This is a genomic window from Halomonas alkalisoli (assembly GCF_021412585.1).
Taxonomy (GTDB): domain Bacteria; phylum Pseudomonadota; class Gammaproteobacteria; order Pseudomonadales; family Halomonadaceae; genus Halomonas; species Halomonas alkalisoli.
In genome coordinates, this window is record NZ_JAKCMI010000044.1 from 97,772 (window position 1) to 112,227 (window position 14,456).

The 14,456-nt window shown below is 64.7% G+C and carries 11 protein-coding genes; all 11 read left to right on the plus strand.

The features are described 5' to 3' along the window. Positions 1–60: 60 nt before the first annotated feature. The 11 genes from doeB (at position 61) to LY622_RS20565 (ending at position 14,434) form a co-directional block, all read left to right on the plus strand. The gene (doeB, locus tag LY622_RS20515) at positions 61–1,089 is read left to right on the plus strand and encodes a N(2)-acetyl-L-2,4-diaminobutanoate deacetylase DoeB (RefSeq protein WP_234292588.1); all 1,029 of its coding nucleotides are present in this window, start codon (positions 61–63) and stop codon (positions 1,087–1,089) included. Then, positions 1,089–1,562, plus strand: coding sequence for an Lrp/AsnC family transcriptional regulator (locus LY622_RS20520; RefSeq protein WP_234292766.1), 474 nt, complete (start codon positions 1,089–1,091; stop codon positions 1,560–1,562). Before doeB ends, LY622_RS20520 begins: the two co-directional genes overlap by 1 nt. A gap of 187 nt (positions 1,563–1,749) precedes the next feature. Next, on the plus strand, positions 1,750–2,619 hold the full coding sequence (locus tag LY622_RS20525; RefSeq protein ID WP_234292589.1) for a carbon-nitrogen hydrolase family protein: 870 nt from the start codon (positions 1,750–1,752) through the stop codon (positions 2,617–2,619). A gap of 152 nt (positions 2,620–2,771) precedes the next feature. After that, positions 2,772–4,244: a biotin carboxylase gene (locus LY622_RS20530; RefSeq protein ID WP_234292590.1), complete on the plus strand. Its 1,473-nt coding sequence runs from the start codon at positions 2,772–2,774 to the stop codon at positions 4,242–4,244. A 44-nt stretch (positions 4,245–4,288) separates the two neighbouring features. After that, positions 4,289–5,287, plus strand: coding sequence for a C45 family autoproteolytic acyltransferase/hydrolase (locus LY622_RS20535; protein WP_234292591.1), 999 nt, complete (start codon positions 4,289–4,291; stop codon positions 5,285–5,287). A gap of 64 nt (positions 5,288–5,351) precedes the next feature. Continuing rightward, a complete protein-coding gene (locus LY622_RS20540; RefSeq protein ID WP_234292592.1) occupies positions 5,352–8,156 on the plus strand; it encodes an aminotransferase class I/II-fold pyridoxal phosphate-dependent enzyme in 2,805 nt (934 codons plus the stop codon). Positions 8,157–8,358: 202 nt separating this feature from the next. Then, positions 8,359–9,852 carry an NAD-dependent succinate-semialdehyde dehydrogenase gene (locus tag LY622_RS20545; protein WP_234292593.1) on the plus strand — a complete coding sequence of 498 codons (1,494 nt, stop codon included), beginning with the start codon at positions 8,359–8,361 and terminating at the stop codon, positions 9,850–9,852. Positions 9,853–10,124: 272 nt separating this feature from the next. After that, positions 10,125–11,549 (plus strand): aspartate aminotransferase family protein, encoded by a 1,425-nt coding sequence (locus LY622_RS20550; RefSeq protein ID WP_234292594.1) that lies wholly within the window; start codon positions 10,125–10,127, stop codon positions 11,547–11,549. 124 nt (positions 11,550–11,673) lie between these two features. Then, on the plus strand, positions 11,674–12,669 hold the full coding sequence (gene eutB / locus LY622_RS20555; protein WP_234292595.1) for a hydroxyectoine utilization dehydratase EutB: 996 nt from the start codon (positions 11,674–11,676) through the stop codon (positions 12,667–12,669). A gap of 76 nt (positions 12,670–12,745) precedes the next feature. Beyond that, positions 12,746–13,693 (plus strand): cyclodeaminase, encoded by a 948-nt coding sequence (locus tag LY622_RS20560; protein ID WP_234292596.1) that lies wholly within the window; start codon positions 12,746–12,748, stop codon positions 13,691–13,693. A gap of 57 nt (positions 13,694–13,750) precedes the next feature. Next, on the plus strand, positions 13,751–14,434 hold the full coding sequence (locus LY622_RS20565; RefSeq protein ID WP_223135926.1) for a haloacid dehalogenase type II: 684 nt from the start codon (positions 13,751–13,753) through the stop codon (positions 14,432–14,434). Positions 14,435–14,456: the final 22 nt, after the last annotated feature.

A 14,456-nucleotide genomic window follows, 5' to 3' on the forward strand; every position in this document is an offset into this window, starting at 1 on the left:
GCCTATCGCCGGAATAGCCCCGAGCGACTGCCCGCTATGATAGAACAAGGAGTTTCCGACATGACCAAGCCTCCCGGCCAACTGCGCCCAAGCCCGATCAGTGCCACCGTCGACTTCGATGCCGACGGCGTCCAGCATGGCTTCCTCAAGCTGCCCATCTCCGTGGACGAGTCCGCCTGGGGTGCGGTGATGATCCCGGTGACCGTGGTCAGGAACGGTGAGGGTCCCACGGCCCTGCTGACAGGCGGCAACCACGGCGATGAGTACGAGGGCATTACCTCGCTGCTCAAGCTGTCGAACACCCTGCGCGCCGAGGACGTCAACGGCCGGGTCATCATCGTACCCTGCATGAACACCCCGGCGGTGATGGCCGGCAAGCGCACCTCGGGGCTGGACGGCGGCAACCTCAATCGCAGCTTTCCCGGCGACCCCAACGGCAGCGTGACCGCGAAGATCGCCGACTACTTCACCCGGGTGATGGTGCCGATGTGCGACGTGGTGCTCGATCTCCACTCCGGTGGGCGCACCCTGGACATCATTCCCTTCGGCGCTTCCCATGTGCTGGAGAATCCCGAGCAGCAGCGTCAGGCCCTCGAGGGAGCCAAGGCCCTGGGCGCACCCTACGCCATGATGATGTTCGAGCTCGATGCCGCCTCGCTGTTCGACACCGTGGTAGAGGAGCAGGGCAAGATATTCGTGGCCACCGAGCTGGGCGGCGGTGGCACCTCGACGCCGGAAAGCCTGGCCATCACCGAGCGCGGAATTCGCAACTTCCTGATCCACTTCGGTCTCATGCGGGGCGAGGTGGAGCTGCCAGTCGAGCCGCAGATCTATCTCGATATGCCGGATGCCAGCTGCTATGTGCAGAGCGAGCACTCGGGGCTGCTCGAGCTGACCCTGATGCTGGGCGACGTGGTCCGGAAGGGCGATGTGATCGCCCGGGTCTACGACCTGACCCGCAGCGGCACGCCACCGGTAGAGTATCGCGCCGGCCGCAGCGGCGTGCTCGCGGCCCGACGCTTTCCTGCCCAGGTCAACATGGGCGATACCATTGCCGTGATTGCCGAAGTCGTGGAGTCGCTGGGGTGATGAAGCTCGATCGCTATGACCTGAAGATCCTCGAGATCCTCTCCCGGGACGGGCGCATTACCAAGTCCAGGCTGGCCGAGGCGATCAACCTCTCGGTCAGTCCCTGCTGGGAGCGTGTGCGTCGCCTGGAGAAGGCCGGCATCATCGAAGGCTACAGTGCGCGCATCAACCCCGAGGCCCTGGTGCGACGCACGCCGGTCTGGGTTCAGATCGAGCTGAAGCAACACAACGCGGCTAGCTTCGCCCGCTTCGAGGCACTGGTCCACGCCACACCGGAGGTGACCGAATGCGTGGCGGTGGGAGGCGGGGTGGACTACCTGATGAAGGTGGAAGCCGACTCCGTCGATGCCTATCAGCGCCTGATCGATGCCTGGCTGACCTCCGAGACCGGCATCGAGCGCTACTTCACCTATATCGTCACCAAGAGCGTCAAGCAGAAGAGCGCCCACACGCTTCCCGATGGCCTGGACTGAATCATCAACTGGGCTACGACGACACTTGAGAAAGCATCGTTGATTACATGTTGATGGATTTGGCTTAAGCTTGAGGCGAGCCTTTGCTCACCTGTGCCGGGCGATCCCGCTGACGCTTCCTTGATGACGTTGACCGCACAAGACAGCGCCCCGGATGTACCGAGATCGCCTACGGAGACGAGCGACGATGTCCTATTTCACCATTGCCGGTGTGCAGATGCATGCGCTGCACCACGGCGACAATACCGAAGCGATGCGACACCGTGTCGACGTGTTGATGAGCCGCTTCCCCCAGGTCCAGATGGTGCTGTTCAGCGAGCTGATGCCCCTGGGGGCGTCACCGCACCATGCCCAGGCGATGCCCAGCGCCGCCGAGGCGATGTTCTGCCAGCTGGCCGAGCAGCACCGCATCTGGTTGATTCCCGGCTCCATGTTCGAACGGGTCGGCGAGAGCGTCTACAACACCCTGTCGGTGATCGATCCACATGGCCATGTCGTGGCCCGCTATCGCAAGCAGTTCCCCTTCCTCCCCTACGAGGCGGGCGTGGAGAGCGGCAGCGAGTTCGTGACCTTCGATGTGCCCAACGTGGGCCGCTTCGGGGTGTCGATCTGTTACGACATGTGGTTCCCCGAGACCACCCGCACCCTGGCGGCCATGGGGGCGGAGGTGATCCTTCATCCCACCATGACCGATACCATCGACCGCGATATCGAACTCTCCATCGCGCGGACCAATGCGGCGGTCAACCAGTGCTATTTCTTCGATATCAACGGCGCCGGCGCCATCGGTAACGGGCGCTCCATCGTGGTCGGCCCCTCCGGCGACGTCATCCACCAGGCGGGCACCGGCGAGGAGATTATGCCCATAGAGGTAGACATGAACCGGGTGCGCCGCGAGCGCGAAACCGGCCTGCGCGGTCTCGGCCAGCCGTTGAAGAGCTTCCGCGACCGTCGCGTCGACTTCTCGGTGTACCGTAGCGAGAACGGTTCCAGTGCGTTTCTGGATACCCTGGGACCGTTGGCCAAGCCCCTGCGAGCCGACGTCGAGGAGTACTGACGGCACCAAGAGCCACGGGAGAGTGCATGCTGGAGACCCTGATTCGTGCCCTGCGCCGTTTGTTCGGCCAGGCTCCGGCGGCGGGCTTTACCCCGCCGCCGTCCACCGGACCCACCCCGACGGCGGGTTCCTCCACTGATGGAGCGACAAAAATGCGCAAAATAACAACCATTGCCGACGTTCGCCGCCATTTTCTCAGCAACAAGGAGCCGATTTACTTCATCTCCGCCACCAACTTCAATCTGCTCGGCATCGGCGATTGGGTGGGCAATTTTCGCCATATCAACTACATCGACTGCTTCGACGGCCAGCAGCGCAACGTCTTCGTGCCCAAGGAGAAGTTCCCCCGGGACTTCGAGAGCATCGAGGACATCAACAACTACCTGCTCGAGCACAAGGAGGTCATCGACTTCATCCAGTCGAGGGCCGATGGCGAGAACGCCGGTGTGGCGGCTTTCCTGATGTTCGACGAGCATACCGAGGAAGTCTGCCGGCAGCTGGGGCTTAGGGTCGCCTTCCCTCCCGCCGCACTCCGGCAGCGCATGGACAACAAGATCGAGACGGTGCGGATCGGCAACAAGGCCGGCGTGCCCAGCGTGCCCAACGTGCTGGCCAAGGTCGGCAGCTACCAGGAGCTGCTCGAGGTGAGCCGCGAGCTGGGCCACGACCTGGTGGTCCAGACCGCCTTTGGCGATTCCGGCCACACCACCTTCTTCATCGCCAGCGAAGAGGACTACTACAAGCATGCCGAGGAGATCGAGGCCGAGCCCGAGGTCAAGATCATGAAGCGCATCAACTGCCGCGGCTCGGCGATCGAGGCCTGTGCCACCCGCTGCGGAACCGTGGTAGGCCCGCTGATGACCGAGCTGGTCGGCTTCAAGACGCTGACGCCCTACAAGGGGGGGTGGTGCGGCAACGAGATGTTCGCCGGCGCCTTCACCCAGGAGATCCGCGACAAGGCCCGTGAGTACACCTTCCTGTTCGGCGAGGCCCTGCGCGAGGAGGGCTACCGCGGCTACTTCGAGCTCGATTTCCTGATCGACATGGACAACGGCGAGGTCTATCTGGGCGAACTCAACCCGCGGGTCACCGGGGCAAGCTCGTTGACCAACGTGGCCGCCTTCGCCCACTCCGATATTCCGCTGTTCCTCTTCCACCTGCTGGAGTTCTCGGATCTCGATTTCGAGCTGGACATCGAGGAGATCAACCACCGCTGGTCGCATCCCGACAGCGTCGACAGCTGGAGCCAACTGGTGATCAAGCACACCGACGAGAGCGTCGACCTGCTCACCCAGGCCCCGCGTACCGGCGTGTGGAAGATGGCCGAGGACGGCAGCATCGGCTACGACCACTACAGCTATCACCCCCACGCCGCCGAGAACGATCAGGAAGGTTTCTTCCTGCGCATCAGCGGCGCCGGCGACTTCCGCTACGAGGGGGCGGATCTCGGTATCCTGATCACCCGCGGCCGGTTGATGGACGACGACTTCCAGCTCACCGAGCGTGCCCGTGCCTGGATCGACGGCATTCGCGGCCAGTATGCCGGCCAGTCGCTGCAGGACCCGGTGGTGGAGGAGGTGGCCGTCAGCCATGCCGTCGGTGGCGGCAACTTCAAGATTCTCTGAGCGGAGTGAAGCGGCGCCACCCTGCGGTGGCGCGGATGCCTGATATGGAGAAGACGCTGATTTTCCGCACCGTCCGCGAGGAGAGCCCGGGCGCCAAGTGGCAGTCGCTGTTCGACTACCACTGGCCGGCCTATGAGCAGTGGTATCTGGCCGAGGGCGAGCGTGAGCGTCCGGCCTATCTGGCCTGCTACAACGCCCTGCGACAGCATATGCCGGAGCTGCTGGATACCTACCGGGCCCTCTGCGCCCTGGCCGGCGGCGGCGACCTGGCCGCGCGACTGTTGAGCCTCTATCGGCCGCCTCCCTATATCACCGGCTGCTCCCAGGCGGTGCTGGCGCGCAGCGACACCACCGTGCTGGCGCGCAACTACGACTACCCGCCAGAGCTCTGCGAAGGGACCATCCTCTACACCAACTGGAACGGGCGCGGCGTCATTGCCATGTCCGACTGCCTCTGGGGGGTACTCGATGGCATCAACGACAGCGGCCTTTCGGTATCGCTGGCCTTCGGCGGTCGCAAGGTGGTGGGGGAGGGCTTCGGCGCGCCGATCATCCTGCGCTACATCCTGGAGTTCTGCGAGACGGTGCCCGAGGCCGCCGCCGTGCTGGCCCGGGTGCCGACGCATATGGCCTACAACATCACCGTGGCCGATGCCGCCGGTCGCTATGTCACGGCGATGATCGCCCCGGACCAGCGCGCCAGCATTCGCCGCGTACCGGTGGCCACCAACCACCAGAAGAAGATCGAGTGGTATGCCCATGCCCTGGCCTCCGAGACCCTGATCCGCGAGCGCCAGCTGTCGATCCTGGTGGACGATGAAAGCACCACCGAGGAGCGCCTGGTCTCGGCCTTCTTCTCGCCACCGCTGTTTCGCCACGACTACCGGCGCGGGCTGGGGACCGTCTACACCGCGGTCTACCGGCCCCGGGACGGGCACGCCCAGTACCACTGGCCGGGAATGTGGCTGAAACTCTCCTTCGATCACTTTCCGGAGCAACAGCTGACCGTGCGCTACGGCGCACGCGGCCTCAATGCAGGCTGAGTCTCGCCGGGTACCTGCCCAGGCGGTCGACAACAATCAATAACGAACGGGATGGGGTGTCGTCATGCAAGAGACCAGTCAATCCGAATCGTCCTATACGGTGCCTGAAACGGCCTATACGGCGCTGGGTTTCTACCACAAGATCTCACAGCTGCGAGCCGATACCTGGAATGCCCTCAAGCGGGACCTGGGCATCCTGGTCAAGCTCAACGATGAGAGCCGGGCGAAGAACCTGATCAAGGCCATCGACGTCAAGCTCACCCGGCTGGAGATCATCGAGGACTACCACGCCTTCCCCTCCAAGGAGGACTTTCGTCATCTCTGGTCGCTCTTCGACCGCGAGGAGTACGTGCTGCTGGAGAAGGTGGTCAAGCGCCTGGTTCGTGCGCTGATCAGCGAATCCTACCGCCGTCGCCATGTCGATCTCAGCGACAGCGACGCCAATGCCGAAGACCTGGAAACCCTGGATGCCCTGGCCCAGCTGCGGCGTGGCCATCCGGCCTCCAACAGTGCCGCCCAGCCCTACTTCGAGCTGCTGATCGTCGACAACCTCTCCCCACAGGAGGAGGAGGTGGTGCGCGAGGCCTTCCGCAACATGCGTCGCCCCGAGGACAAGTTCGTCTACGACGTGGTCACCGTGCGCAGCTTCGAGGATGCGCTGATCGCGGTGCTGGTCAACCCCAATATCCAGGCCTGCCTGATCCGCTACGAGTTCCCCTACAAGTCGAAGTACAACCTGAGCGCGCTGCGCAACTACCTGGAGGGGCTGTCGGAGAAGGAGCTGGAGAACCAGACCGAGGCCGAGCGCAGTATCCTGCTCAGCTCGATGATTCACGAACTGCGCCCGGAGATAGACCAGTTCCTGGTCACCAGTGGCGACGTCGAGGCCACGGCCAGTCGCGATATCCGCTACTTCAACCGGATCTTCTATCGCGAGACCGACTACATCGAGCAGCACCACACCATCCTGCGGGCCATCGACAGTCGCTACCGCACGCCGTTCTTCGATGCCCTGCGCGAATACAGCAAGAAGCCCACCGGGGTCTTCCACGCCATGCCCATCTCCCGGGGGAAGTCGGTGACCCGCTCCCATTGGGCCGGTCAGATGATCGACTTCTACGGCATCAATATCTTCCTCGCCGAGACGTCGGCCACCTCTGGCGGGCTCGATTCGCTGCTGCAGCCCTACGGGCCGATCAAGAAGGCCCAGGAGTACGCGGCCCGGGCCTTCGGTGCCAGGCAGAGCTTCTTCGTCACCAACGGCACCTCCACGGCCAACAAGATCGTGGTCCAGGCCCTGGTCAAGCCGCGGGACATCGTGCTGGTCGACCGGGACTGCCACAAGTCGCACCACTACGGCATGGTGCTGGCCGGTGCCCACGTCAGCTATCTCGACTCCTATCCGCTGCACGACTACTCCATGTACGGCGCGGTGCCGCTGCACGATATCAAGAAGACCCTGCTGGGCTACAAGCGCTCGGGCCAGCTGCACAAGGTGAAGATGCTGCTGCTGACCAACTGCACCTTCGACGGCGTGGTCTACAACGTGCGCCGGGTGATGGAGGAGTGCCTGGCGATCAAGCCGGACCTGGTGTTCCTGTGGGACGAGGCGTGGTTCGCCTTCGCCTCCTTCAACCCCACCTACCGGCCGCGCACCGCCATGCATGCGGCACGCACCTTGCGAGAGCGCTACCGCAGCGACAAGTACCGGGAGGAGTACGATGCGTGGAAGGCCGAGTTCGACGAACTCGATCCGGACGATGACGCCACCTGGCTGGAGCGTCGGCTGATGCCCGACCCGGATGAGGTACGTATCCGTGCCTATGCCACCCACTCCACCCACAAGACCCTGACCTCGCTGCGCCAGGGCTCGATGATCCACGTCTTCGACCAGGACTATCGGCAGAAGGTCGAGGCCCCGTTCCACGAGGCCTACATGACCCATACCTCCACCTCGCCCAACTACCAGATCGTGGCGTCGCTGGATGTAGGGAGGATGCAGGCGGAGATGGAGGGCTTCGAGCTGGTCCACGCCCAGGTCGAGGCAGCGCTGTCGCTGCGCGAGCAGCTTTACAGCCACCCGCTGCTGCAGAAGTACTTCCGCGTATTGAAGAACAAGGACATGGTGCCGGCGGAGTACCGCGAGTCCGGCGTCGAGTCCTACTACGACCCGGTGACGGGCTGGAACAAGATGGAGGAGGCCTGGGCCCGGGACGAATTCGTCGTCGACCCCAGCCGCATCACCATCGCCATCGGCGCGACCGGGGTCGATGGCGATACCTTCAAGAACGAATTCCTGATGAACAAGTACGGTATCCAGATCAACAAGACCTCGCGCAACACCGTGCTGTTCATGACCAACATCGGCACCACCCGTGGCTCCATCGCCTATCTGCTGGATGTGCTGATCAAGCTGGCCAAGGAGTTCGACAATCTCTGGGAGGACAGCAGCCGGCCGGAGCGCAAGATCATCGAGAACCGCGTCCACTCCCTGACCCAGGAGCTGCCGCCGCTGCCCGACTTCAGCCGCTTTCACGATGCCTTTCGCCCCGATGCCGAGAGCGCCACGCCGGAAGGAGACATCCGCCGGGCCTATTTCCTCAGCTACGACGAGGAGAACACCGAGTACCTGCGCTTCGACAACGGCGAGCTGCAGGGCCAGATGCGAGCGGGGCGCGACGTGGTCTCGGCGAGCTTCGTGATTCCCTACCCCCCGGGTTTCCCGGTACTGGTGCCGGGGCAGGTGGTCAGCGAGGGGATTCTTCACTTCCTGCAGGCGCTGGATGTCACCGAGATCCACGGCTATCGGCCGGAGCTGGGCCTGCTGGTGTTTACCGAGGAAGCATTGAACGAGCCTCCCGACAGCTGAGGCTCCTGGGCGGGGTGCAGAAAAAACGACACTTCCGCCCGTCACGACAAAAAAAACCGTATCGGGAGCCTCGATGATCGGAAAGTCCTGATCCCGCTTAGCCCTTACCCTGTAGACATCGGGCAGCCATTGGCTGCCCGCCATATTTTGTCATCACCGGCCATTCGTCAGGCAGGACCAGCCGGTGTCAGGGGAGGTGCCCATGAAACTGTCCAAGACGCTGTCCGCTCGAATCGAAGATCCACGCCTGTTCCGCCAGTATGCCTATGTGAATGGCAAGTGGACCCACGGCGAGGGGGGCCGCGAGGAGGCCGTGTTCGACCCGGCCACGGGCGAGGCGATCGGCCATATCCCCTGGCTGGAAGCCCATCAGATTCGTGAAGCCGTGGACGCCGCCGAGGCTGCCTTCGTGCACTGGCGGGCGCTGCGTGCCGACGAGCGCTGCGAGCGTCTCCTGGCCTGGTACGACCTGATTCAGGCCAACCGCGAAGACCTGGCCACCATCATGACACTGGAGCAGGGCAAGCCGCTGCCCGACGCCCGCGGCGAAGTCGAGTACGGTGCCAGCTTCGTGCGCTGGTTCGCCGAGGAGGGCAAGCGTACCTTCGGTGAGACCATTCCCAGCCACATCCCCAACGCGGCGCTGGGAACCCTCAAGGAGCCCGTTGGCATCGCGGCGCTGATCACGCCCTGGAACTTCCCGCTGGCGATGATCACCCGCAAGGCCGCCGCCGCCATGGCGGCGGGCTGCCCGGTGATCGTCAAGCCGGCCGGCGAGACCCCTTTCTCGGCGCTGGCGCTGGCCGAACTGGCCGAGCGTGCCGGTATCCCGGCGGGCATCTTCAACGTCGTGCTCGGCGATGCTCCCGAGGTGTCGAAGATTCTGTGTGCCGAGGAGCGCGTCAAGGCGCTCTCTTTCACCGGCTCCACCCGGGTGGGGCGGCTGCTGATCGAGCAGAGCGCCGGCACCGTCAAGCGGCTCTCCATGGAGCTCGGCGGCAACGCGCCCTTTATCGTCGCGCCGGACATGGACCCCAAGGAAGCGGCCTTCGCCGCCGTGGCGGCCAAGTTCCAGACCGCCGGCCAGGACTGCCTGGCGGCCAACCGTATCCTGGTGCATGAGTCGATCCACGACGAGTTCGTCGAGCACTTCGTCGAGCGCATGGCGGCGCTGACCGTGGGCAACGGCCTGGAGAGCGAGATCGACCTGGGGCCGCTGATCCATCGCCAGGCGGTGGACAAGGCCGCCGCCATCGTCGACGATGCCATCTCCCGGGGCGCCAGGCTGGTGGCCGGCGACCAGAACCAGGCGCCGGGGCCCAACTTCTTCATGCCCGTGCTGCTCACCGGGGTGACTCGGGATATGCAGGTATGGCGCGAGGAAAACTTCGCACCGGTGGCCGGCGTTACCGCGTACAGTGACGACGATCAGGTGATCGAAATGGCCAACGACACCGAATATGGCCTGGCGGCCTACGTCTACACCCATGACATTCGACGCATCTGGAAGATGTTGCGGGCGCTGGAGTTCGGCATGGTCAGCGTCAACTCGGTGAAGATGACCGGCCCGCCCGTACCCTTCGGCGGCGTCAAGCAGTCCGGCCTCGGCCGCGAGGGCGGCATTACCGGTATCGACGAGTACCTGGAGACCAAGTATTACTGCCTCGGCGGCCTGGGGTCGGTCTCCGGAAGCTAGCAAATAACACTCAGCCGGGATGCGACATCGAGCGATATCTACCCGAGGGCGCTGAGGCAAGCGTAGCGGCGCGCGGCGATCGACAGGGATGTCGATCGAGAATCGGCAAGAGGGACCTTGTTCCGATTCGACGCGCAAGCTGCAAGCGAAGCCTCAGGGTTTCGTCCGAGGGCATCGCGAGCTGTCGCATGGCGGCGATGTACACCCAGAAATGAGTCCTGTGAACATTCTCCCCGGCGGAGCCGGGGAGCCCTGAGAAAAGAGAGAACCGCATGAGCCAGCAGCACAAGGATCTGATCGATCGTGACCGCAAGGTGACCTTCCACGCCTCCACTCACCTGCGCGACTTCGCCCACGGCGACGCCCCGGGCCGGGTGATCACCGGCGGCAAGGGCATTCACATCGTCGACAAGGACGGCCGCGAGTTCATCGACGGCTTTGCCGGGCTCTACTGCGTCAACATCGGCTACGGTCGCACCGAGGTGGCCGAGGCGATCTACCAGCAGGCGCTGGAGCTCTCCTACTATCACACCTACGTGGGCCACTCCAACGAGCCTCAGATTGCGCTCTCCGAGAAGATCCTCGCGCTGGCTGGCCCCGGCATGTCCAAGGTCTACTACGGCATGTCGGGCAGCGATGCCAACGAGACCCAGCTGAAGATCGTGCGCTACTACAATAACGTGCGTGGCCTGCCGCAGAAGAAGAAGGTCATCTCGCGCATGCGCGGCTACCACGGCTCCGGCATCGCCTCAGGCTCGCTGACCGGGCTCAAGGCGTTCCACGACCACTTCGATCTGCCCATCGACACCATTCGTCATACCGAGGCGCCGTTCTACTACCAGCGCGCAGCGGAGCTGGAAGGGATGTCCGAGCAAGAATTCTCGAAGCACTGCGCGCGCAAGCTCGAGGAGATGATCCTGGCCGAAGGGCCCGACACCGTGGCTGCCTTCATCGGCGAGCCGGTGCTGGGTACCGGCGGTATCGTGCCGCCGCCGGAAGGTTACTGGACGGAGATCCAGGCAGTGCTGGCCAAGTACGACATCCTGCTGATCGCCGACGAAGTGGTCTGCGGCTTCGGGCGGATCGGCGCCGACTTCGGCAGCCACTACTACGGCATCAAGCCCGACCTCATCACCGTGGCCAAGGGCCTGACCAGCGCCTACCAGCCGCTCTCCGGCGTGATCGTCGGCGACCGCGTGTGGAGCGTACTCGAGCAGGGCACCGGCGAGTATGGCCCCATCGGCCACGGTTGGACCTATTCCGGCCACGCCCTGGGCTGTGCCGCGGGCCTTGCCAACCTGGCGATCATCGAACGCGAAGGACTCACTGCCAATGCCGCCGAGACCGGCGCCTACCTGCAGCAGCAGATGCAGGCCGCCTTCGGTGACCATCCGGTGGTGGGCAACGTGCGTGGCGTGGGCATGCTGGCCGCGCTGGAGTTCTCCGTCGACCCGGCCCGGCGTCAGCACTTCGATGCCGCGCACAAGGTCGGCCCGCGTATCGCCGCCGCGGCCCTCGACGAGAACCTGATCGCCCGCGCCATGCCCCAGGGCGATATCCTGGGCTTCGCGCCGCCGCTGACCACCACCCGCGCCGAAGTCGACGAGATCGTCGCCCGCGCCCGGCGTGCCGTGGACAAGGTCACCGACCAGCTGGTCCGCGAGGGCGTGGTCAAGGCCACCATGTCCGTCGGGTGATACCGGCACCTGCCGTGGGTCTCCGCGGCAGGGATCGCTACAGGTTCTATACTCCCAGTCAGTATGTCAGCCGGGCCCTTGTGGCCCGGTTCGGCTTTTGGCCCGACACGATCCAGGGGTGACCATGCTGCCACGCCATGGGGTGACGCCAGCCCTGATCTACGAGGCGCGCCGGCGCATTGCCGGCCAGGTGGTGCGCTCGCCGCTGATCCACTCGATGGCGCTCTCCGCGCGCTTCGATGCCGACATCTACCTGAAGCTGGAAACCTGCCAGCCGAGCGGCGCCTTCAAGCTGCGCGGCGCCACCAACATGATTGCGGCGCTGATCGAGCGCCACGGCCGCGATGCCCTGGCCGCGGGTGTGACCACGGCCTCCACCGGCAATCATGGCCGGGCGGTGGCCCTTGCCGCGGCGCGGCTCGGTGTGCCGGCGACGATCTGCCTGTCGCACCTGGTGCCGGCCAACAAGGTGGCCGCCATCGAGACGCTGGGCGCCGAGGTTGTCCGGGTGGGCGAGAGCCAGGACGAGGCCTTCGGCGAGGTCGAGCGCCTGGTGCGCGAGCGTGGCATGACCCTGATCCCGCCCTTCGACGACCCGTTGATAGCAGCCGGGCAGGGCACCATCGGCCTGGAACTGATGGAGGATGCACCGGATCTCGACCGGGTGATCGTCGGGCTCTCCGGTGGCGGCCTGCTGGGCGGCATTGGTGCTGCGGTAAAGGCCATACGCCCCGGGACCCGGATCACCGGCGTCAGCCTGGCTCGCGGGGCGGCCATGTGGGAAAGCCTGCAGGCGGGTCGCCCCGTCGAGGTGGAAGAGGTCGAGAGCCTGGGCGACTCCCTGGGCGGCGGCATCGGTCACGACAATCGCTGCACCCTGGCCCTGGTGGGCGAAGTCATGGATGACCACTACCAGGTCTCGGAGCCGGCCATCGCCCATGCCATGGTCGATATCCTGGAACACGAGAAGCTGCTGGTGGAAGGGGCCGCCGCGGTCGGCCTGGCGGCCATGGCGGAGCATCGGATCGATGTGCAAGGACAGCGGGTGGCGCTGATCCTCTCCGGTAACGGCGTATCGCTTGAAACCTTTGACCGAGCACGGAAAATAGCCAATCGATAGAGTAGGAGCCTGTCGGACTTAACGCTGAGGTCAAATCCGACAGGCTCCTGGAACCAGGCGCAAACAGGAGGATGTCATGCAGCTCTATCGGTGCGACGCTATCGCAGCGGTCGTCGGCATCGACCACGCGGCCATGTCAGCGATCGAGGCGGGCTTCGCCGCCCTGGGGCGGGGCGAGGCGGTGCAGCCACCGATCCTTTCCATGTCCATGGAGGAGTTCAACAGCGAGGTCGACGTCAAGACGGCCCATATCAAGGGCTGGGAGCGTTTCGCGATCAAGGTCAGTACCGGCTCCTTCGACAATCCCAGGCGCGGCCTGCCGAGCCTCAATGGCCTGATGATGGTCTTCTCGGCCGAGACCGGGCTGGTGGAGGCCGTGTTCTTCGACGAAGGCTACCTGACCATGGTGCGCACCGCCCTGGCCGGGGCCATTGCCGCCAAGCATCTCTCCCGCGAGGACAGTCGTCGCGTGGCAGTGATCGGTGCCGGCGAGCAGGCGCATCGTCAGGTCGAGGCGCTGCGCCTGGTGCGCGACATCGATATTGTCGATATCTGGGCTCGGCGCAGCGAAAGCGCCGAGGCCTATGCCAATCACATGCGTGAGCAAGGGTTGGAAGTGCATATGCACGACAGCGTTCACGCCGCCTGCGATCAGGCCGATATCATCGTCACCGCCACCCCGTCGCGGGAGCCGCTGCTGCACGCCCGGGATTTGCCCGAGGGCGTGCATGTCACCGCCATGGGCTCGGACAGCCCCGACAAGCGTGAACTCGATGAGTCGGTGCTGACCCGTGCCGACGCCTTCGTCTGTGATACCCACGCACAGAGCGAGAACAACGGCGAGCTCAAGGCGTTTGCCGGTCGTGAGGTCCCGTTCAAGGTTCACGAGCTGGGCAGGGTGGTCGCCGAGTGCCAGCGGCTGCGTCTGTCGGACGCCACCATCACGGTGTGCGACCTGACCGGCACCGGGGTACAGGACACCGCCATCGCCGGTTTTGCCCTCTCGCGCCTGGCCGGAGATTGAATCGCCGCTCGCCAGCCCCCATGCTGAGGGGATCATGGCAACCGAAGGGCACAGCAGATGACACAGGTACTGGCGTTCGACGTCTATGGCACCTTGATCGATACCCATGGCGTGGTCACCGAACTGGAAGCGAGACTGGGCGCCTCTGACATGGCGGAGCAGGCCGCGGAGTTCTCCCGCCGCTGGCGTGACAAGCAGCTGGAGTACAGCTTTCGCCGCGGCCTGATGGGGGCCTATGTACCCTTTTCACAGTGCACGCTCGAGGCGCTCGAATTCACCGACCGGGCACTGCAGACCCGCCTCTCCGATGTCGACAAGGACCACCTGATGGCGGTCTACGGCCAGCTCCCCGCCTTCCCCGAAGTGCCCGAGGCGCTGACACGGCTGGTCGAGAGCGGCGTGCGCTGCGTGGCCTTTTCCAATGGCACGGGGGCGGACGTCTCCGGCCTGCTCGACAAGGCCGAGATACTCGATCGTTTCGAAGCCGTGATCAGCGTCGACGAGATCAAGCGCTTCAAGCCCGACCCGGCGGTCTACGCTCACCTGCGCAATCGCCTCGAAGTCGACCCAGGCGATACCTGGCTGATCTCCAGTAACCCCTTCGATGTGATCGGTGCACGCCACGCCGGGCTGCATGCCGCCTGGGTGCGCCGCAGCCTTGACGCCCCCTTCGACCCCTGGGCCATCGAGCCCGACCTGACCGTGCCCGATCTCGATTCGCTGTGCGAACGGCTGGGCTGACGCGACGGCGGCTCCCTCAGCA

Coding starts and splice junctions, on each gene's coding strand:
- eutB (WP_234292595.1), top strand. CDS start 11,674: ATGCTGCCACGCCATGGGGTGACGCCAGCCCTGATCTACGAGGCGCGC.
- LY622_RS20530 (WP_234292590.1), top strand. CDS start 2,772: ATGCGCAAAATAACAACCATTGCCGACGTTCGCCGCCATTTTCTCAGC.
- LY622_RS20520 (WP_234292766.1), top strand. CDS start 1,089: ATGAAGCTCGATCGCTATGACCTGAAGATCCTCGAGATCCTCTCCCGG.
- LY622_RS20535 (WP_234292591.1), top strand. CDS start 4,289: ATGGAGAAGACGCTGATTTTCCGCACCGTCCGCGAGGAGAGCCCGGGC.
- LY622_RS20540 (WP_234292592.1), top strand. CDS start 5,352: ATGCAAGAGACCAGTCAATCCGAATCGTCCTATACGGTGCCTGAAACG.
- LY622_RS20525 (WP_234292589.1), top strand. CDS start 1,750: ATGTCCTATTTCACCATTGCCGGTGTGCAGATGCATGCGCTGCACCAC.
- doeB (WP_234292588.1), top strand. CDS start 61: ATGACCAAGCCTCCCGGCCAACTGCGCCCAAGCCCGATCAGTGCCACC.
- LY622_RS20550 (WP_234292594.1), top strand. CDS start 10,125: ATGAGCCAGCAGCACAAGGATCTGATCGATCGTGACCGCAAGGTGACC.
- LY622_RS20560 (WP_234292596.1), top strand. CDS start 12,746: ATGCAGCTCTATCGGTGCGACGCTATCGCAGCGGTCGTCGGCATCGAC.
- LY622_RS20545 (WP_234292593.1), top strand. CDS start 8,359: ATGAAACTGTCCAAGACGCTGTCCGCTCGAATCGAAGATCCACGCCTG.
- LY622_RS20565 (WP_223135926.1), top strand. CDS start 13,751: ATGACACAGGTACTGGCGTTCGACGTCTATGGCACCTTGATCGATACC.